General features: G+C 61.4%; 17 protein-coding genes. 4 read left to right on the forward strand and 13 right to left on the reverse strand.

What is annotated here, in order from left to right; all coding sequences use genetic code 11:
• Position 1: 1 nt before the first annotated feature.
• The 3 genes from F4Y38_15360 to F4Y38_15370 all read right to left on the reverse strand — a co-directional run bounded on the left by F4Y38_15360 (position 2) and on the right by F4Y38_15370 (position 2538).
• A complete protein-coding gene (locus F4Y38_15360) occupies positions 2 to 1165 on the reverse strand; it encodes a SpoIIE family protein phosphatase (protein MXY50656.1) in 1164 nt (387 codons plus the stop codon).
• Between the two features lie 100 nt (positions 1166 to 1265).
• Positions 1266 to 1604: an STAS domain-containing protein gene (locus tag F4Y38_15365; GenBank protein ID MXY50657.1), complete on the reverse strand. Its 339-nt coding sequence runs from the start codon at positions 1602 to 1604 to the stop codon at positions 1266 to 1268.
• A 142-nt stretch (positions 1605 to 1746) separates the two neighbouring features.
• Positions 1747 to 2538: a phytanoyl-CoA dioxygenase family protein gene (locus tag F4Y38_15370; protein ID MXY50658.1), complete on the reverse strand. Its 792-nt coding sequence runs from the start codon at positions 2536 to 2538 to the stop codon at positions 1747 to 1749.
• Between the two features lie 290 nt (positions 2539 to 2828).
• Between F4Y38_15370 and F4Y38_15375 the strand changes: the two genes are divergently transcribed.
• On the forward strand, positions 2829 to 3806 hold the full coding sequence (locus F4Y38_15375; protein MXY50659.1) for a phytanoyl-CoA dioxygenase family protein: 978 nt from the start codon (positions 2829 to 2831) through the stop codon (positions 3804 to 3806).
• A gap of 139 nt (positions 3807 to 3945) precedes the next feature.
• On the opposite strand, the gene F4Y38_15380 is transcribed toward F4Y38_15375, so the two are convergent.
• The 6 genes from F4Y38_15380 to F4Y38_15405 form a co-directional block, all read right to left on the reverse strand.
• Entirely contained in the window at positions 3946 to 5226 is a 1281-nt protein-coding gene (locus tag F4Y38_15380; protein ID MXY50660.1) for a cysteine desulfurase, read from the reverse strand.
• Between the two features lie 58 nt (positions 5227 to 5284).
• On the reverse strand, positions 5285 to 5599 hold the full coding sequence (locus F4Y38_15385; protein MXY50661.1) for a DUF59 domain-containing protein: 315 nt from the start codon (positions 5597 to 5599) through the stop codon (positions 5285 to 5287).
• A 32-nt stretch (positions 5600 to 5631) separates the two neighbouring features.
• Entirely contained in the window at positions 5632 to 7029 is a 1398-nt protein-coding gene (gene sufD, locus F4Y38_15390; protein ID MXY50662.1) for a Fe-S cluster assembly protein SufD, read from the reverse strand.
• A 28-nt stretch (positions 7030 to 7057) separates the two neighbouring features.
• Positions 7058 to 7822 (reverse strand): Fe-S cluster assembly ATPase SufC, encoded by a 765-nt coding sequence (sufC, locus tag F4Y38_15395; GenBank protein MXY50663.1) that lies wholly within the window; start codon positions 7820 to 7822, stop codon positions 7058 to 7060.
• 103 nt (positions 7823 to 7925) lie between these two features.
• Positions 7926 to 9359 (reverse strand): Fe-S cluster assembly protein SufB, encoded by a 1434-nt coding sequence (gene sufB / locus F4Y38_15400; GenBank protein ID MXY50664.1) that lies wholly within the window; start codon positions 9357 to 9359, stop codon positions 7926 to 7928.
• 47 nt (positions 9360 to 9406) lie between these two features.
• Positions 9407 to 9925: an Rrf2 family transcriptional regulator gene (locus F4Y38_15405; protein MXY50665.1), complete on the reverse strand. Its 519-nt coding sequence runs from the start codon at positions 9923 to 9925 to the stop codon at positions 9407 to 9409.
• Positions 9926 to 10204: 279 nt separating this feature from the next.
• Here F4Y38_15405 and F4Y38_15410 point away from each other — a divergent pair, with 279 nt between their 5' ends.
• Together F4Y38_15410 and F4Y38_15415 are read left to right on the forward strand one after the other, a co-directional pair.
• Positions 10205 to 11296: an exo-alpha-sialidase gene (locus F4Y38_15410; protein ID MXY50666.1), complete on the forward strand. Its 1092-nt coding sequence runs from the start codon at positions 10205 to 10207 to the stop codon at positions 11294 to 11296.
• 39 nt (positions 11297 to 11335) lie between these two features.
• Complete coding sequence (locus F4Y38_15415; GenBank protein MXY50667.1) at positions 11336 to 12466, forward strand: hypothetical protein; 1131 nt, start codon at positions 11336 to 11338, stop codon at positions 12464 to 12466.
• Between the two features lie 55 nt (positions 12467 to 12521).
• On the opposite strand, the gene F4Y38_15420 is transcribed toward F4Y38_15415, so the two are convergent.
• Both F4Y38_15420 and F4Y38_15425 read right to left on the reverse strand, forming a co-directional pair.
• Positions 12522 to 13712: a D-galactonate dehydratase gene (locus F4Y38_15420; protein MXY50668.1), complete on the reverse strand. Its 1191-nt coding sequence runs from the start codon at positions 13710 to 13712 to the stop codon at positions 12522 to 12524.
• 34 nt (positions 13713 to 13746) lie between these two features.
• A complete protein-coding gene (locus F4Y38_15425; protein MXY50669.1) occupies positions 13747 to 14724 on the reverse strand; it encodes a TIM barrel protein in 978 nt (325 codons plus the stop codon).
• 325 nt (positions 14725 to 15049) lie between these two features.
• Between F4Y38_15425 and F4Y38_15430 the strand changes: the two genes are divergently transcribed.
• The gene (locus F4Y38_15430; protein ID MXY50670.1) at positions 15050 to 15775 is read left to right on the forward strand and encodes a hypothetical protein; all 726 of its coding nucleotides are present in this window, start codon (positions 15050 to 15052) and stop codon (positions 15773 to 15775) included.
• 59 nt (positions 15776 to 15834) lie between these two features.
• Here F4Y38_15430 and F4Y38_15435 read toward each other — a convergent pair whose 3' ends face one another.
• Together F4Y38_15435 and F4Y38_15440 are read right to left on the reverse strand one after the other, a co-directional pair.
• Positions 15835 to 17823, reverse strand: a complete 1989-nt coding sequence (locus F4Y38_15435; protein ID MXY50671.1) for an ABC transporter ATP-binding protein — start codon at positions 17821 to 17823, stop codon at positions 15835 to 15837.
• Positions 17783 to 19054 (reverse strand): aminotransferase class I/II-fold pyridoxal phosphate-dependent enzyme, encoded by a 1272-nt coding sequence (locus tag F4Y38_15440; GenBank protein ID MXY50672.1) that lies wholly within the window; start codon positions 19052 to 19054, stop codon positions 17783 to 17785. Before F4Y38_15440 ends, F4Y38_15435 begins: the two co-directional genes overlap by 41 nt.
• Positions 19055 to 19093 lie beyond the last annotated feature (39 nt).

The raw sequence follows: 19093 nt of genomic DNA on the forward strand, positions 1-19093 counted from the left end.
ATCAGACCTGGCGTTGAAGCACGGTAACACAGGTAATGTCATCCGATTGCGGCGTTTCTCCGGCGAAATCATGGACCGCCTTGAACACCGCTTTGTTGGCGGCTTCCGTACTGTCGGGAGGGGCATCCGTGAAAACCGCCTGCAGGCGGTCCATCCCGAATTCCTCCCCATCGGCGTTCATCGCTTCCGTTACGCCGTCGGTATAAAGCAACAGGAGATCGCCCGGGGAGAGCACAACGACGGACTGGCCGAAATTTACGCCCGGAAAAACCCCGAGCGCCAGGCCGTCCGTACCGGGGAGAAGGGTCGACGAGCCGTCGGAGTGCACCACCAGCGGAGGATTGTGCCCTCCGTTGGAAAAGTCCACCTGTCCGGTCTGGGGGTTGTATACCGCGTAGAAAGTCGTGACGAACATGGCCGCTTCGTTTTCCTCGGTAAGCAGGTCGTTGACCTCCTTGAGCACGGCACCCGGTTCAATGGCGCCGATCGCCGAGCCCTTCAGCAGGGTCCTGCTGGACATCATGAAAAGGGCGGCGGGAACGCCCTTGTCGGATACATCGGCGATGGCCAGGCCGATTTTGCCGCCGGGCAGGCCGAATACGTCGAAAAAGTCGCCGCCGACCTCCCGGGCCGGTTCCATGTTCGCGAAAATCTCGCAATGATCGGATTCGGGGAACTCGGTGGGCAGGATAGACTGCTGCATCTTGCTGGCCACGTTCAGTTCGTTCTGCAGCCGTACAAGCTTGTCCCGCGACTCCAGGGCTTCGCGCCATTCCTCCATGTTCTTCAGCGTACGCTCAATCGTTACCCGCAGGTCCTGGAAATCGATTGGCTTGGTAATGAAATCGAAGGCGCCCCGGTTCATGGCCGTGCGGATGTTCTTCATGTCCCCGTAGGCGGAAACCACCACGGCGCGGATGTCGGGGGCAATGTTCGGTATCTGCGCCAGCAGCGTTAGGCCGTCCATCCGGGGCATGTTGATATCGGAGAGGACCATGTCTATATCGGGCACTTCGTTCAGGCGTTCCAGGGCTTCTACGCCATTCTGGGCGAAATACAGCGTATACAGGCCGGAACGCACGTCACGGCGCATGCGCTGCCGCATCAGGTGTTCGAGATCCGGCTCGTCGTCCACAACAAGGATTTTGTACGGAGTCTGCGTCATTTCACCCCCGGAAACCGCCGCGGACTATACTGTTTCGCTATACGCCACACAGCGCTTTGGAATCAACGCTGCGACGCAGTGTGGAAACAGATAGAGGCGTTTACCGGCCGATCTTATCCACTGCTTCGGCCTGGGAATCGTGAATGGATATGATCTTGTCGAAACCGCTGATTTCGAAGACTTCCCGGATCGGATCCGAAAGCGAGCACAATGCGAACGCGGCATTACGCTTCTGGAGCAGTCGCGCGATCAGCAGGATGACCCTCAGGCCCGCGCTGCTTATGTAGGACAAGGCACTGAAATCCAGCAGCACCTTGCTGTCGTCTTCACCGATGGCGCCGTTGAGCGCGTCTTCGAATTCCCGCGCGTTGGCGCCGTCGATTCGACCTTCAACCTTCGCAATAAGTACTTCGTTTGCTCGGTCGACACTGATCTCCATGAAACCAACCCCCTTTACAGGTTTATAATACTGCCTTGTTCGGCAAAATCAGCAATCTGTACTCCATAGGTTTTCCCTGGTTTCTGTACATCTGGACCTGCCTGGCCCGGTCCGGCCAGGATCTGCCCGGCCACGCGTCTGCTCAACCCGACGCCAGGATGGGATGCAGCGGTCCTCCGAACGGTTCGCCCGGTTTCAGGTTCTGGTCGCCGCCCGCGTCCCATCGGCCGTTGTAGTTCACGTATTCCGGTATGTAAATGATCGCCAGGGCTCTCCTGGGCGATGCGGTGCGATTCGGCGTAGCGTAATGGAACGTGCATCCATGATGAAAAGTCACGCCGCCCGCTTCCATGTCCATCACGACGGGTTCGACTTCGACTTCGACGTCCGTACTCTCGATATCTTTCAGGACGCTAGCACCTTCCGTGCTCAGCGGCACCGGCGCCAGCCGGCCGTACTTATGCGATCCGGGTATGAACTGCATGCAACCGTTGTCCACCGTTACATCGTCCACGGCGATCCATGCCGACAGCGCGCCGACCTGTTCCATGGGCCAGTACGGTGCGTCCTGGTGCCAGTTGGTTGCCTTGCTCTGTTCACCGCCGGGCTTGATCAGTCCATGGTCATGGTAGATGACCAGGCGCCTGCACTTCGATATCTTCCGGGCGATCTCCGCCAGCCGCGCGTCAAACGAGTATTTCCGGATGACCTCGTAGTCGACCCACAGGTTGACCATCTGGTTGAATACGCGGTTGTAATCGTCGTCCGACTCGCGTCCACCGCCCAGAATACGTTCTCTCTTCTCGACGACCGTCTTGTCCAGCGCGTCGGCCAGTTCCGCGATTTCCCGCTTCGAGAAAAACCCCGGAATCTGGAGATAGCCATACTCCTGAAAGAACTCAACCTCATCGGCGCCAATGTGATTTGGATTCATAACGCTGTAGAACCCGGGGACTGGAACGCATAACTCATATATAGTCCAAGCCTATACAAATCAACAACAATAAACATTTCAGTGCAGAATTTCGCACGAATAACGTAAATTAACTTACGAGCAAGAAATTTCAACCCCTTTTCACAACTCGTGGGTTTTATTCGACATTACGGCGCCCGGCCGGAATGTGTACGGCGCCGGCCGGAAACGGTACAACACCCGGCCGGAATGTGTACGGCGCCTGGCCGAAATCGATTCATCCATCATCGTTCAACCAGGAGGACCGCACCATGTCGACGGACCGATACCGGATCGGCGTCCAGGACTACATCGACTACCACCGCGATGGCTACCTCGTCGTCCGTGGACTCGTATCTGAAGCGGAGGTGGAGGACATACGCCGCCATACCGAAGAACTCATGCATGGCCGGATTACCATCGACGAGGTCGATCCGCCGCCGCCCGGACTGACCTCCGAACAAATGGGACAGCACTGGCTGCGCATACACATGCTCCACCGTAAGCACGCGCTGCATGAGCGGTTTCTGCTGCAGCCCCGTATCCTGGACGTGCTCGAAGCCCTGATCGGTCCGGACGTGCTGGCGCTCCAGACCATGTTGTTCCTGAAGCCGCCCGGCCGCGAAGGCCAGGGTTTTCACCAGGACTCGTACTACATTCCCACCTATCCCGACACGCTGATCGGTTCCTGGCTGGCCGTGGATCCCGCGGATGAAGAAAACGGTTGCATGATGGTCATACCGGGATCGCATCATGAACCCATTTATCCGGATGAAAACAAGCTCGGCCAGAACCATGCCGACGGCGCCATCGGAGACCTCGGGATCATCGAGGGCGCCAGTGCGACGGATGAGTCCCTGAACGGATTGGCCCCAGTGGCCGGGAAGTACACCGGTCGCGAGGTGGCTGCGCGGATGGCGCCGGGGGATGTCCTGTTCTTTCACGGCCATCTCCTGCACCGGTCGCACGAGAACCGGACCGGGACTCGGTTCCGCCGGGCGTTCGTGGGCCATTACTGCAACGCGAGGTCCTGGGTGCCGTGGAACCATGGCGCCGAATTCGAGGGGCCGACCGCGAATCACCTTCACATCCTCGCCAGGGGAAACTCCCACCTGCCCTTCGCCAAGCCGAAGTTCGGCACGGCGTGCGACGCCCTCAACCCCAGGGAAACGGCCGGAGGCGTGCGGCCCGCGCGCATGATGGGCGACATGCCCAAGTCGACCGTGAAGGGCGTCATGGTACCGCGTTGACGGATCCGACATCAGGCTGGAAACGGATCAGGCTGGAAACGGATCAGACGGGAACCGGAGACCGGCCGTATGGACCTAGTACGGCGGGAACCGGAGATCGGCCGGATAGACCAGGTACGGCGATCGGACTTCCGGACGATTACGCGCCGAAGAGGTTCCGCGCCCGGTGGATGGCTCCGATCATGGTATCGATTTCTTCGGAGGTGTTGTAGAAATACAGGCTTGCCCGCGCCGTGGCGCCGTAGGGCGTCCCGATTCGGCGCATGAGGGGCTGCGCGCAGTGGTGCCCGGCGCGGATGGCGATGCCCTGGCGGTCCAGCACCGTGGACAGATCGCTGGGATGCATGTTGTCCAGGTTGAAGGAGATCGCTCCTCCCCGGTCCGGCGCGTGGCCGTAGACCGTCAGTCCGTCGATTTCCTCGAGCCGCTCGATCGTGTAGTCCGTCAGTGCTCGTTCGTGGGTGTGTACGTGTTTCATCCCGACGGCGGAGAGGTAGTCCACCACGTCGCCGAAGACGATAGCATGGGCGATATTTGGGGTGCCCGCCTCGAATTTCTCCGGGATGTCCGCGCAGGTGAACCCATCGAGGCGGACTTCGTCGATCATCGAACCACCGCCCATGTAGGGATCCATCGTTTCGAGCAGCTCCTGCCGGCCGTATAGTCCGCCGATGCCGGTCGGACCGCACATCTTGTGGCCGGAAAACGCGAAGAAATCGCAGCCTAGCCGCGCCACGTCCACCGGCATGTGCGGCACGCTCTGCGCGGCGTCCACGAAGACCAGCGCGCCGGCGGCGTGGGCCCGTTCCACGATGGCTTCGATGGGATTGACGGTGCCCAGCACGTTCGACATGTGCGCGATGGACACGATGCGCGTCCGCTCCGTGATCAGTTCGTCCGCCTGGTCCATGTCGAGCGACCCGTCATCGCGGATGTCGAAATACCGAAGCACGGCGCCGGTTTCCCGCGCAAGCATCTGCCAGGGCACGATGTTGCTGTGGTGCTCCATGACCGAAAGCAGGATTTCGTCGCCCGCCCCGACGTTCTTCCGGCCCCACGCGCTCGCCACGAGGTTGATGCCCTCGGTCGTATTCCGCACGAAGACCAGGTTCCGGGCCGGCGCGTTGATGAAGCGCGCCACCCGTTCGCGGGCGGCCTCGTAGGCGTTGGTCGCCTCCTCGCTGAGCGTGTGGAGCCCGCGGTGCACGTTGGCGTTCAACCGCGTGTAGTAGTCGTCCAGGGCGTCGAGCACGGCCCGGGGTTTCTGCGACGTGGCACTGTTGTCCAGGTAGACCAGCGGCTTGCCGTGCACCTTCCGGTCCAGGATGGGGAAATCTCCGCGGTAACGCCGGGCGTGTTCGTCAGACAGGCGTAACGTGTCATCCAGTTTGCGTGGCGTTTCTACCAGTGCTTCTTCCATGATTCCCCAACCATTTGCAATGGCTATGGCGACGGCTGCATGCGATAGCCGTCTGCGATCAGTAGTCTATGCCGAGTTCGAGCTTGGCGTCCTCGGTCATCATGTCGATATGCCAGGGCGGCTCCCAGACGATCTCGATCAGGGCGTCCGACACTTCGTCCAGTTCCTTGACCTTGGTTTCCACCTCGGCGGGCAGCGACTGGGCGGCCGGGCAGTTCGGCGATGTGAGCGTCATCTTGATGTTGGTCATGCCATCCTGCCGCACGTCGATTTCATAGATGAGTCCCATTTCGTAGATGTTGACCGGGATCTCGGGGTCGTAGCACGTCTTCAATACGTCCACAATCCGTTCTTTAACAACATCCGTATCCATTCGTCAGCCCCTGTGCGCGTGTAAGGTATCGGCTATCTTTCCGTCCGGCCCCGGGCCGTCGAAAGATCCCGGATGGTGGTTTCGAACAGCGTATCCAGCGAGGTACGGACGGCCTCGATCCCGAGCCGCCGGATCAGGTCGGCCGCGAACCCGTAGGTAAGGAGGTGGCATGCGCTGTCATGAGACAGGCCGCGGGTCCGCAGGTAGAAGATCTGGTCCTCGTCGAGCTGGCCCACGGTAGCGCCGTGGGTGCATTTCACCTGGTCCGCGTAGATCTCGAGCTGCGGCTTGGTGTGTATCATCGCGTCTGACGAGAGCATCAGGTTCTTGTTCAGCTGCTTGGCGTCCGTTTCCTGGGCATCCTGGTGCACGAATACCTTGCCGTTGAAGACGCCGCGGGACCGGCCCTCGAGGATGCCCTTGTACACCTCGTAGCTGTCGCAGTTCGGCATGGCGTGATCGATGGCGGTGTGGTTGTCCACATGCTGGTTGCCCGCGACCAGGAACAACCCGTTCATGCGCACCACCGCGTGCTCGCCCGCGAGCCGGGCGTTCGTATCGTTCCGGGTCAACGCGCCGCCCATGCTCATATTGAAGGTGGAGATCCGGCCGTTCCCCTCCAGGTGAAGCTGGGTGGTGGACAGATGGGCGGCTCCTTCGCCTTCCCGGTTGATCCGGTAGTGTTCCACGTTGCCGTCCCGCCCCACGGAGATCTCCGTTACGGCGTTGGTAAGGTAGGCCTGATCCGTCATGCCGGAGTAACTCTCGACCACCTTGAGGCTTGCCCCGTCGCCCGCCGCGATGAGCGTTCGCGGCTGTGTGGCCAGGGGCGCGTCTTGCCCGGTCGTTACGTAGTGCACGTGCACCGGGGTTTCCAGCGCTCCCCCGCGCGGTACGTGGACGAACAGGCCGTTTTCGATCAGTGCCGTGTTCAATGCCGTCAGCCCGGCGCCTTCGTAATCGGCATAGCGCGCGAGGTGCGGATGGACAAGCTCCGGATGCTCCACGAGGGCATCGGCAAGGCTGCTTGCCACGACGCCCCGGGGCAAGTCCGGTCCGTGCGACAACGCGGGTGCGTGCACGCCGTTTACGAATACCAGCCGATGCCAGCCGTCCTGGCCGAACTCGTAAGGCGCGAGCGCTTCCTCGTCCAGCTTCGCTTCCGCTGGTCCGCCTGGCCGGCCTGGTCCGCCTGGTGCGGCCTGGTAGGAGGTATCCGCGATCTGCCGGAGATCGGTGTATATCCAGTCTTCCTTGAGCGGAAAGGAAAGCTCGCGGGCGACCGGCATGCCGAGTTCCCGGAAGCGCTTCATGGCGTCCGAACGGATCCGGTGCAGCCAGAGCGGCGCATCCAGGGACCGGATGCGGTCGTAAGCGTCGTAAAACGTGGTGTATCTACTGGTCGTCGCCTGCTTCAGTGATTCCGTCATTTCGTTGTTCCATGCTCCCTGGATGAATTCAACCCGCGGCTTCCACTTCTTCCCGTATCCACTCGTAGCCCTTTTCTTCCAGCTCGAAGGCCAGTTCTTTCCTGCCCGACTTCACGATCCGGCCCTGGTACATGACATGGACGTAGTCCGGCACGACGTAGTCCAGCAGCCGCTGGTAGTGGGTGATGACGATCATCGCGTTGTCCGCGGTGCGCTGCTGGTTGATCCCGTGGGCCACGATGCGCATGGCATCGATGTCCAACCCGGAATCGGTCTCGTCCAGAATGGAGAGGGTCGGTTCGAGCACGGCCATGTGGAAGATCTCGTTGCGTTTCTTCTCGCCGCCGGAGAAGTCCTCGTTCACCGGGCGCCGGGCCAGTTCGGGGTCCATGTCGACCTGCTTCATCTTCTCGTTCAAAAGCCGCCGGAACGCGCCGGCGCTTATCTCGGGCTCGCCACGGTACTTCAAGCGCTCGTTCATCGCCGCCCGGAGGAAGTAGGCGTTGCTGACGCCGGGGATCTCCACCGGATACTGAAAAGCCAGGAACATGCCCTCGTTGGCCCGTTCCTCGGGGGTGAGCTCGAAGAGATCCTTGTCCTGGAACCGTACCGTGCCGCCGGTTTCTTCGTATTCCTCGTGGCCGGCCAGGATCTTTCCCAGCGTGCTCTTCCCGGAGCCGTTGGGTCCCATGATCGCATGGACCTCCCCCCGGTCTACGGTCAGGTCGATCCCGTTGATGATGTCCTGGTCCTTGATCCCGCCGCGTAGATTCCTGATTTCGAGTAATGCCATCTCGCTTGCTCTCTCCTCTTGTGATCCGCGGTTTTGGGCCTGGCCGACCTGGATATGGCCGTCCTTGGGCATGGCCGTCCTTAAGCCTGTCCGCCCGTCCTTGTCAACCCACGCTGCCTTCCAGGCTGATCCCGAGCAGCTTCTTCGCCTCCACGGCGAATTCCATCGGAAGTTCCTGGAAGACTTCCTTGCAGAACCCGTTGATGATCATGGAAATGGCGTCTTCAGTGGATATGCCCCGGGTCTTGCAGTAGAAGAGCTGGTCCTCGCTGATCCGGGCCGTCGACGCTTCGTGTTCCACGTTCGCCGAGTTGTTTCCCACGTCGATATAGGGAAAGGTATGGGCGCCGCAGCGGTCGCCGATCAGCATCGAATCGCACTGCGTGTAGTTCCGCGCCTCGTCCGCCTTCTTCAGGACCTGGATCCGTCCCCGGTAGACATTCTGCCCGTTGCCCGCGGATATCCCCTTGGAGACCACGGTGCTGCGCGAGTTCTTCCCCACGTGGATCATCTTGGTCCCCGTGTCGGCCACCTGCTTGTTGCGGGTCAGCGCCACGGAATAGAACTCTCCGATGGAATGGTCGCCCTGCAGGATCACGCTTGGATACTTCCACGTGATGGCCGATCCCGTTTCCACCTGGGTCCAGGAGATCTTGCTGTTATCCCCCTTGCAGGCCCCGCGCTTGGTCACGAAGTTGTAGACGCCGCCCTTGCCCTGTTCGTCGCCCGGATACCAGTTCTGCACCGTGGAATACTTGATCTGTGCGTCTTTCAGGGCGACCAGTTCCACGACCGCGGCATGCAGCTGGTTCTCGTCCCGCATGGGCGCGGTGCAGCCTTCCAGGTAGCTCACGTAGGAACCCTCGTCGGCGACGATCAGGGTGCGCTCGAACTGGCCGGTTCCGGCTGTGTTGATGCGGAAGTAGGTGGAGAGTTCCATGGGACACCGGACGCCGGGCGGGATGTAGCAGAAGGAACCGTCGCTGAAGACGGCCGAGTTCATCGTCGCGAAGTAGTTGTCGCGGTAAGGCACCACGGTGCCCAGGTACTTCTCTACCAGGTCGGGATGCTCCTGCGCCGCCTCGGAAAAGGAACAGAAGATGATGCCCAGTTCGGCCAGCTTGTCCTTGAAGGTCGTGTGGACCGATACGCTATCGAAGACCGCGTCCACGGCCACGCCCGCGAGCACCTTCTGCTCTTCCAGCGGGATGCCGAGTTTGTCGTAGGTCGCCAGCAGTTCGGGATCCACCTCGTCGAGGCTGTTGTACTGCGGCGTGTTCTTCGGTGCGGCATAGTAGACGATATCCTGGTAATCGACCGGCGAATAGGTCATGTACTGCCAGTTGGGCTCCTTCATCGTGAGCCAGTGCCGGTAGGCCTTCAAGCGCCATTCCAACAGAAACTCGGGCTCTTTCTTCTTGGCGGATATGAACCGGATGATATCCTCGTTGAGCCCCGGCGGCGCCGTTTCCATCTCGATGTCGGTCACCCAGCCCTCTTTGTATTCCTGCTGGGCCAGCGTTTCGATGGCTTCCATTACGTCTCCTTGAAACGATTATAACCTGTCTTACTGAACCTGCCGTGCTAACGGCCTATCTGGATCGTGCCGCCCATCGCCTGGTCCCGCATGGTATCCTGGGAGACCTGCTCCACCACCTCGAGGACCCGGTGTTCGGTCTGCAGCAGGTCCATGAGGGTAATGTGATCAAGCACGCCGGACATGTACCGGGCCAGGACCGTCCACACCGGCCGGATGGCGCAGGCGTTCAGGTGCGCGCACGCCTCCAGGTGGCCAGAGAAATGATCGCACATGTGGCTGTCCGGGCTGGTAATCACGATCCCCTCTTCCGAACTCAGGGCGCGCATGACTTCGCCCAGCGTTATGCTTCGCGGTTCCCTGGCCAGCGCGTAACCTCCCCGGATCCCCCGCACGCTTCGGACGAGTTCCGCCCGCCTGAGGATCATCAGCAGCTTGGATACGTAGTCCAGGGAAATGCCTTCCGACTCGGCAATCTGCCGTCCCGTAACCGGGTCGCGGGAATGGTATCGCGCCAGCTGCAGAATGCACCGGAGGCCGTATTCTTCCTGGGCGGTCACTTTCATGAAAACGTCTCCTTCGCGGGCTGATTTGACGTCAAATTGCCTATGTGAATATAGCAAACCTGACTTTTATGTCAAGTATTAAATCCGGTGCGTATCGAAGCGATTGTCGCGTGCGTATTCTGCAGTGCTGAACCGTGCCGGGCGCTCAAGGAGTGACGCCGCCATTACCTGCTCGATCTCCTTGACATCGATGGCAGCCGGCGTTACCGTCGGTTCCGAATCCGCTTTGCCGAATCCGCTTTACCGACCGAACGCTCAAACGAAGGAAGCAAAACATCCATGCCCGATAAACTCGATGTACGCCTACTCCCCGGTACCCGGACCGTCGACGCGGTGGCGGGACAGGGTTATTTTCCGGTCATTACCCGCCTGGACGGCGATGAATTGCTCATGGCCTACCGCGGCGGCGCCGCGCACATGGGCCTGGGCGGACGGCTGGACGTGGGACGCTCCACAGACGGAGGGCTGACCTGGTCCGCGCCTGTGACGGTAGCCGACAGCGAACGAGACGACCGCAACCCCGCACTCGGCCTGGCGCCGGACGGAACGCTGGTGCTCGCCTACCACTGGCAAGGCTCCTATGACGAAAAGGGGGCCTGGAAACCGGAAATGGGCCGGGCCGATACCCGGGTCGTTTTCTCCACGGACGGCGGCCGGACCTGGAACGGCGACGAACTCATCGATTACACCCCGATCAACGGTGCCTCGCCCTTCGGCAAGATCTTCACCGCCAGCGGCGTCATGCACATGCTGATCTACGGCGGTTCGCCGTGTTGCGAGCCTGGCGAGGGCACGGTCAGGGTCGGCCCCGCGACGACGCCGACGTACATACTACGGTCGACGGACAACGGCCGTTCATGGGGGGAACCGACCCTGGTGGCGCTGGGACTGAACGAATCGGACGCAGCCATCCTGCCGGACGGCCGCTGGCTGTTCGTCGCCCGATCCGAGGAACGCGCGGAGCAGGCGCTGTATTCCTGCGTGTCGGAGGACGGCGGGTACACCTGGCGCGGGATCGGCCGGGTCACGGACGCAAAGGAACACCCGCCGGACCTCACCCTGTTGTCCAACGGCTGGCTGCTGCTCGTCTTCGGGCGCCGGCATCCGCCCTTCGGCGTGGAGGGTCTGATAAGCCGGGACGGCGGGACGACCTGGGACGACCAAAGACTGGTGCTCGACGATACCCTGCCCGGCGGCGACATCGGCTATCCCTCCACGGCCCGCCTCGAAGACGGCCGGCTGGTCACGGCCTACTACACAGCGGGGACGCCGGACCGGCAGTGGGAGATGTTCCGTGCTTCGGACGTCGCCTGCAAGGTCGTATCTTACGATGAATCCAGCCTGATCCACCACTGGACCAAAAACGCGTAACGACTTGTTCACGAGTGGGTTACGGTTCTGGAGACTTGCGTGCGAGTCCTGGATTGCGGCACGGTCTGCGACGGCCATCCAATCCCCGATTACCGCAGTATCTGTGCCTTCACCACCATCAACCGGCTGCAAGAAGGCACGTTGCTCGTGTCGGGACGGTGGGGGTCGGCACGCGATTCGGTGGACGGGCACGCCTGCATATGGGCGTCGCCGGATTGCGGCCGGACCTGGGAACTTCGTTATGACGGATACGGGAAGGGATCCTGGGGCGGCACACCGGGCGAAATGAAGGGGCTGACCAGTACGGAGCTTTTACCGGGCAGACTCACGGCCACGGCCCTGTGGGTCGACCGTTCCGACCCGGATCTTCCCTTCATCCACCCGGTAACGCAGGGCCTGCTGCCCATGCGCATCCTGCACGTCGAGTCGGCGGACGACGGCTGCACCTGGAGCCCGCCGCGGCCCATGGACACCTCGCCCCACCTCGCCACTTCACCCTGTTCGCATGCCGTCATCCAATTGCCCGGCGGCGTCCTTGCACAGCCCTACGAACAGTGGAAGGAATACGAGGACCCGACACCCGGCCGGCCCGCGGCGCGGCTGCGCTTCTCCCGGGACGGAGGCCGGACCTGGCCGGAGTTCGTCACCGTGGCACGGCATCCGGACAACGCGCTGGCCTACTGGGACCAGCGGCTGGCCATCCACTCTGTTGACGGGCGCCTCGCCGCCACGTTCTGGACCCATGATTTCAGGATGGGGTCGGACATCGATATCCATATCGCTTACGGAACCTCGGATGGAAGGTCGTGGACCATCCCTCGGAGTACCGGCCTTCCCGGCCAGCACTGCCAGCCGCTGTCCCTGGGCGGCGACCGGCTGTTGGCCGTCTATTCGCGGCGGCGGGATCCTCCGGGCATCGTGCTGTCCATCAGTGAAGATTTCGGGGAGCACTGGGATCGCGAGCGGGATCTCCTGGTCTACGACAGCACCGTTGGCACGGAATCCGGCGCCGGGGGCGGGCGAACCCAGTCGGAACTGTGGGGCGACATGGAACGCTGGCGTTTCGGGCACCCCCGGATGGTGCGGCTGCCCGGCAACGAGATCTTCGTCGTCTACTACGCCGGCGATGATGCCGTCAAGACCGCAAGGTGGGCGCGGGTGGGCGTTTAGCAGACGATGATGCACTCAAGACGGCACGTTAAACGCGGGTGCGCGTTTTATTGTATCAGCCCCGCACATCCCGCCACGGCCGGGCCATGATCTGTTCGAAACCCTCCGGATCGATGTCCACACCGAGTCCCGGTCCCTGGGGCACCGCCACGCAACCTCCCTCATCAAGCATAAAAGGCTCGGCGAAGTAGCCCTTGCCGATGAACGTCCTTCCCCCCTCCCGCCAGCAGTTCACCTCGTTGTGTTCCTGGACGAGGAAATTCGACGCGCAGGCGTCGATCTGGATGGACGCGGCCAGGGCCAGGGGGCTCAACGGGCAGTGCAGGGCGAGTTTCGCGTAGGCGCTTTCACCCATCACCGCGATCTTGTGGCACTCGGTGATGCCGCCGGCGTGGCACAGGTCCGGCTGCATCACGGACAGGGCGTTCTTGCGCAGGGCATCGTAGAAGATCCACTTGCCCATCCACCGTTCCCCTGCAGCGATGGGGACTTCGCTGTTGCGCGCGATGTCCGCGAGCACGTCGACCCGTTCCACGGGCATGGGTTCCTCGATGAACAGCGGACGATGGGGCGTGAGGGCGGAGATCATCTGCTTGGCCATCACGGGGTGGGGATTGTGGATGTCCACGGCCACCTCCACATCGGGACCGGCGCCCTTCCGCACGGCGGCGTAGGCTTCGGCGATCCGGTCGACTTCGGCGGTAGGCTCCAGCCCGGTGCCCATGCCCACGTGCAGTTTCATACACCGGAAGCCCCATTCTTCGACGATGACCCGGGCCGCTTCCTCGTGGCCCTCCGGGAAATTCCAATCCGGTTCCAGGGAGGGATCCCAACCTGCATCGTAGGGCTGTCCGGGTTCCACGCACCAGGGCAACTGGCCGCCGACCGCGCGGTACATTCTAATCCGGTCGCGGCAGGCCCCGCCAAGCATGCCGTGGACCGGCAGTCCCGCGGCCTTGCCCGCGAGATCCCATAGCGCCATGTCGATCCCGCTGATTGCGCTCATCTTCACCGGACCGCCAACGTAGCCGGAACCGCCCTCGTACATGGTATGCCAGAGCGATTCGACGCGGCAGGGGTCCTTCCCGACGAGCAGCGGCTCCAGGCGCCGCACCTCGGCAATGACGCTTTCGGGGTGGTTTTCCAGGTAGGGCTCGCCCCAGCCGAACAACTCGGTGTCCGTGTGAATCTTCAGCCACACCCAGCTCGGTGGAACGCGAAGGATTTCAAAATGGGTGATTCGCATGTTCGATTTGTCTCCCTGTGGTCGGGTCGTTTGCCTACCGGCCGTAGACCGTCTGGATCGTGGCGCGGATGTAGCCGTTCGCAAAGGCCCTGCCCGCCCATCCGGCCCGTGCCTGGGGAAACCCCGGCGTGTGGTCCATGCCGAAGGGTCCGAAGTACCCGTTATCGCGGTAGGTTTCCATGGCCCGGCGCATATCCACTTCGCCTTCGTCGATGAAGACTTCGGCGAACCTCGGTAATTGACCCCGTACGTTCCGGAAGTGGACCAGGGCGATCTTGTTCCGGGAGGCCATCTCGGCAATGATATCGTAAACCCGCTGAGGACCAGCCAGTTCGGTCATGCAGCCCTGGCAGAAGAGCATCCGGTGATGATCGCTGGGCACCGCGTCGAAGATGCGTCCGAACTGCTCCAGCGTGGAACAGATCTGCGCGACGCCGCCCAGTGGTTCGGGAATGGGCGGGTCGTCCGGGTGAAGCGCCAGGTCGACGCCGGCCTTCTCGGCGGCCGGGACCGCGGCGCCCATGAAGGAGACCATGTTGTCCCACATCACGGTCTCGGAGACGGGCGGTTCGTGGGGCGGAGGACGGTTCCGGTTGAATTCGGCATAGTCGAAGGTGCTGTACACCGCGCCGCCGCGCCCGATGTCGGAGGTGGTCCGGAAATTGCCCATCGGCTTGAAATTCCAGGCCAGGGTCGGTATCCCCGCCTTCCCCAGGCTTTCGATGAGCTGCAGGAAGGCGCCCAGTTCCTCGTCCCGGTCCCCTGTGGCCAGGGTGATCCCCTCCAGGACCGGCATGAAGACGGTCTGCAGCTTCAATCCGTGGGACTCTGACTTCTCCCGGGCCCGTTCGAACAGTTCCGTGCTCTCCTTGCCGGCCCTCACGTGCCGTTCGGCCTCGGATGCTCCCCCCGTCCTGAGGTCCAGCTGGATCATGTCCACGCTTATCGCGCGATAGAAACTGAGCGTTTCATCATCGAAATCGGTCCAGTTTACGACGTCGTGCAGATACATCGGGTTCCTCCAATGCGGTCATGGCGGACTGGGTACCGGGCCTGCCCAGCCTGAACGCCGGGGATGTTCAGCCTGAACTCGGGGATGGCGGTCTGATGTCAAGATAGACCGGCCGGAAGGCTCGGCAACTGCGAAATGGGCAGATGAATGTCCATATCCGCAAATTGGGCTATCGAAAAGGGACATCGCACATTATAATCGTGGTTGCCCGGACCGTGCAAGGACGGTTCAGACGGGACAGGCAGGTCCACAGAACCTTAATACTCCAATGAATTCACTCTAATACACTCTAATGAATGGCAGGCAATCAAGACAGGAGAAGCAAATGGCGGAGCGCAACCTGAAACAGCGCATCGGCACGGGCGAGCAGATCATTGGCGCCAATGTGGGCATGGACCATACGCTGGACCAGTTGAAAAAGATCGTCGAATCCGGACAGTTCGATTTTCTCTGGGTGGATGGACAGCACAGCGCCTTCAGCGAGGACAGGCTGGTGGAATTCTGCGACCGGGCCGATACACTGGACGCCGACGTCATGTTCCGCATCAAGCACACCTATCACAGTTACCTGGTCGGCAACCTGCTCGATCTCGGCCCCGCGGGGATCGAAGTGCCCCAGGTTGAAACTGAAGCGACGGTCGAGGAAGCGATCGACTTCTTCTACTATCCTCAGCAGGGCATGCGAAGCTGGGGCGGCGGGGCGCGGCGCAAAGTGAGCGAAGTCGGGGACGACCGGCTGCAGTACGCCGCATGGTGGAACAACTACGGCGTGCTGATGATGCAGCTCGAATCAATCCCGGCGGTGACCGGTGCGCGGCGGCTGGCCAGGGCGGGCGTGGACTGCCTGTCCTTTGGCCCGAACGACCTCATGTACAGTATCGAAGCACACCCGCAACACCCTTTCCGGGACGTGGACGACTGCGTCCGGCACGTGGTCGACCAACTCGGGGATTCGGAAACGATGGTGTGCTTCAGGAATTATGCGCCGGAGAACCGACAGCAATACGCCGACATGGGGGTCACGGTCTTCCTCGAATCGCCGGTGCTGTAGGGAAGACGCCGGCGCTGTAGAGACGGTCTTATGACGCAAAGACCTTGGCGACGGCATCTCTACTCGAAATCCAGCGACTGGGCCTCGTACATCCTTGCGAACAGGCCACCCTGTTGCACCAATTCCTTCGGCGTGCCCGATTCGGCCAGCCGGCCTTCGCTGATGACCAGGATGCGGTCCGCGTGCCGGATCGTCGACAGGCGGTGGGCGATGACCAGGACGGTTCGGCCGGCCCTCGCCTGTTCGACGGCGATGCGGATCTCCTCTTCCGCCAGGGCGTCCAGGGCCGAAGTGGCCTCGTCCAGCACCAGTATCCCGGCCGAAGTTCGCATGAGGACCCGGGCCATGGCGATGCGTTGCTTCTCGCCACCGGAAAGTGCGACTCCACCCTCACCCGTCGTGGTCGCGTACCCCTCCGGCTGTTTCTCAACGAACGCGTGCAGCGCAGAAGAACGCGCGGACTGCTCCACCGCCTCCATATCGTATTTCTCATTGGGGTAGGCAATGTTGTCTGCCAGAGAATCGTTCCAGATGAAGACATCCTGAGGTACGACGGCGATTCGCGACCGGAGCGATGTGAGCGTCATTTCGCGGATATCCGTTCCCCCGATCGAAATGCTCCCCCTTTCGGGTTCCTGAATGCGAGTCAGCAGGTCGATGATCGTGGTCTTTCCGCCGCCGCTCGGTCCCACGATGCCGACAAACTCTCCCCCGTTGACCGTAAATGACAGATCCTTTACCTCGTATCCCCGATCATAACTGAACCATATGTTGGAAAACGCGATTACCGGAGGTTCGAGGTCGATTCGTTCGGGCTCGCGTCCACGGCCGAATCCGGCCTCCGGGGGAAGTGCGAACAGACCGTCGAGACTCTTCACGGAGACGTCGATGAGCTTCGTACCGGTATAGGTCATGAGCACAGACCGCAACGCGGCTGAGGCTCGCGGCGTGTAGGCCATGACGGCCACGAGACTGCCTATGGTGATTTCCCCGTCTATGACCTGGAAAGCGCCATAACCGAGAAGGGCGCCCAGGACCAATCCGTTGATTACTTCGTTTGGGAAATTGAGCACCAGATCGTGGAGAGCCGATCCCCGCATCTTAAGCCGGGTGTGTCTTTCAAACAGACCTCCGCTTTTCCGCCTTGCATGGGCCTCCCCGTTAAACAGGCGTATCGTTCGAAACGCGCTGACCATCTCGTAGAGAAAACTCTCAGCGGCTTTGCTCTGTTCGTTCGATTGACGGTCCATCTCCTTCGAGTACCTGGACAGGAATCGCGTGGCGAGATACGTCGATGGCAGGGCGACACAGAAAATCACCGCGAGTTCGACATTCAGCAGGAATACCATGGCCAGCGTTCCCGTCAGCATGATCGAACTTGAAAAGACCGGGAGCAGTTCCTGTGCGATGTAGAGCTCTCCAATCCTGCCGGTATCTCTCGTCACGCGAAAAACGATGTTCCCCCTGGGAACTCTTTCCAGGGCGTCCAGCCTGACATGCAACAGATGGGCAAGGACCGCCTTGCGCAGGGCAAGGGTTACCCACGCTCCGATGCGGACCCGCAGATGTCCCTGGAAGTAGGTGAAACCAATTGCCACCAGGGGCGTGGCGACCATGGCCGCCAGCAGTCTCCACGCCAGCGTCGTATCGGACTCCGGAATCGCCGTGTCGAAGAGCATCTTGAAGAACAAAGGCTGGATCAGCATGACGGCCGACCCCGCGAGCATCAGGGCAACCACCGCGACGATGGCGTATTTGCGATGAAGCAGCGCTTCCCGCACGAAATGGGATGTACGTCTCCCTGAATCGGATACCCGGTCTGCCCGTATGTTTTCCCGATCGTTCGAAACCATGTTTTCGCTCTCCGCTGGTCGACGTTGGGTTCGGAATGCCTCGCTTCTTGTACTAGACGATGTTCCATTCCCGGCGGCACACAAACAGGCAAAGCCCCCGGCAGCAGGAACCACCAGGGGCTTGGTCTTGTTTATTTCGAAACCGATCGCGCAGCTAGCCCTGACCCGATCCTCCCAGAATGTCCTCGAGTTCATTCACGAAGACCTCGAGTTCATCGGGCTTGCCGATGGTCACCCGCAGGTGATTGGCGAGGAGATCGACCTCCCGGGTGCGGTATCCGGAACCACCCCGAACCATGACGCCGCGCCTGAACAGTTCACCGGACATCCGGCGGCTGTCCCGCCCGACGTTCACGATCATGTAATTGCCGTGACTCGGCGTGTATTCCAGTCCCAGACGGTCGAACTCGGCGGACAGGTAGTCCTTGCCGTCGTTCACGACCTTCAGCGTACGGTCGACGAATTCAACGTCGTCAATGGCCGCAAGCGCCGCGTGCATGCCCAGCGTGCTCAACCCTCCGCCGAAGAATCCCATGTGCGCCATCAGCATATTCATCATGCGCTGGCCGCCGACGGCGTAACCGATGCGCATGCCGGCCAGGCCGTAGATCTTGGAGAAGGTACGGGCGACCACCACGTTTTCCCGCTCCAGGGCGAGTTTGACGGCATCCTGGTAGTTCGGGTCGCGAACGAAGTGGATATAGGCTTCGTCGATGAGCACGATGGCCTGCTCGGGCGCCGCATCCACCAGGGAAACGAGTTGATCGTAGGGCACGATCGTTCCGGTGGGGTTGTTGGGATTGGTGACGACGATCAGGGATGTCGTCGGGGTGATGGCAGCTTTCATGGCGCCGAGATCATGCACGAAATCACCCGTGGTCGGCACGCGGACGACACTGACGTCTTTCCCCATCATCTGAAAACTCTGAAAGCCCCGGGCGACCGATCCATATCCCGGTACCGCCTCGATGCATTCCCCGCCGTTCCCAGCGGCGATGACAGCGAGCGCCTGAAGAATGGGACCGGAACCCGGCGTGACCATGACCCGGTTCAGCTCACGAAAACGCATGAACGACCGCATGTCTTCAAAACTCAGTTCGAAACCCTCTACGCCCGGGACGTCGTGCATCTTGTTGAGGCGGACGGGCAGGTCCACACCGAAATCGTACCGGTTGATTTTGTGCAGGTTCTCGGCGATGGCCGCCACAGCACGAGGGGACGCGCCGAGGGGGTTCTCATTGGAACCTATATTTACCCGGCCCGGCTCGACGCCGTATCCGCGGACGTCGCCGGCCTTCTTTCCGGTCGCCATCGCCTGCGCGATCTCCCACGCAGAGCCGGTTGCCACGGCGCCGGCACCCAAAAGAGCACCCTTCATGAACCGCCGCCGCGTAAAGCCGTTCTTCAGTACACTCGCGAAACCCATGATCTTGCCTCCACAGTTAAAGTGATTTAAACACGTTTT

The sequence above is a fragment of the Gemmatimonadota bacterium genome (assembly GCA_009838645.1).
Lineage (GTDB): Bacteria > JAAXHH01 > JAAXHH01 > JAAXHH01 > JAAXHH01 > JAAXHH01.

What these genes read in the sequence shown, in the direction of transcription:
- F4Y38_15360 (MXY50656.1), bottom strand. Translation starts at nt 1,165, where the DNA reads ATGACGCAGACTCCGTACAAAATCCTTGTTGTGGACGACGAGCCGGAT.
- F4Y38_15365 (MXY50657.1), bottom strand. Translation starts at nt 1,604, where the DNA reads ATGGAGATCAGTGTCGACCGAGCAAACGAAGTACTTATTGCGAAGGTT.
- F4Y38_15370 (MXY50658.1), bottom strand. Translation starts at nt 2,538, where the DNA reads ATGAATCCAAATCACATTGGCGCCGATGAGGTTGAGTTCTTTCAGGAG.
- F4Y38_15375 (MXY50659.1), top strand. Translation starts at nt 2,829, where the DNA reads ATGTCGACGGACCGATACCGGATCGGCGTCCAGGACTACATCGACTAC.
- F4Y38_15380 (MXY50660.1), bottom strand. Translation starts at nt 5,226, where the DNA reads ATGGAAGAAGCACTGGTAGAAACGCCACGCAAACTGGATGACACGTTA.
- F4Y38_15385 (MXY50661.1), bottom strand. Translation starts at nt 5,599, where the DNA reads ATGGATACGGATGTTGTTAAAGAACGGATTGTGGACGTATTGAAGACG.
- sufD (MXY50662.1), bottom strand. Translation starts at nt 7,029, where the DNA reads ATGACGGAATCACTGAAGCAGGCGACGACCAGTAGATACACCACGTTT.
- sufC (MXY50663.1), bottom strand. Translation starts at nt 7,822, where the DNA reads ATGGCATTACTCGAAATCAGGAATCTACGCGGCGGGATCAAGGACCAG.
- sufB (MXY50664.1), bottom strand. Translation starts at nt 9,359, where the DNA reads ATGGAAGCCATCGAAACGCTGGCCCAGCAGGAATACAAAGAGGGCTGG.
- F4Y38_15405 (MXY50665.1), bottom strand. Translation starts at nt 9,925, where the DNA reads ATGAAAGTGACCGCCCAGGAAGAATACGGCCTCCGGTGCATTCTGCAG.
- F4Y38_15410 (MXY50666.1), top strand. Translation starts at nt 10,205, where the DNA reads ATGCCCGATAAACTCGATGTACGCCTACTCCCCGGTACCCGGACCGTC.
- F4Y38_15420 (MXY50668.1), bottom strand. Translation starts at nt 13,712, where the DNA reads ATGCGAATCACCCATTTTGAAATCCTTCGCGTTCCACCGAGCTGGGTG.
- F4Y38_15425 (MXY50669.1), bottom strand. Translation starts at nt 14,724, where the DNA reads ATGTATCTGCACGACGTCGTAAACTGGACCGATTTCGATGATGAAACG.
- F4Y38_15430 (MXY50670.1), top strand. Translation starts at nt 15,050, where the DNA reads ATGGCGGAGCGCAACCTGAAACAGCGCATCGGCACGGGCGAGCAGATC.
- F4Y38_15435 (MXY50671.1), bottom strand. Translation starts at nt 17,823, where the DNA reads ATGAACTCGAGGACATTCTGGGAGGATCGGGTCAGGGCTAGCTGCGCG.
- F4Y38_15440 (MXY50672.1), bottom strand. Translation starts at nt 19,054, where the DNA reads ATGGGTTTCGCGAGTGTACTGAAGAACGGCTTTACGCGGCGGCGGTTC.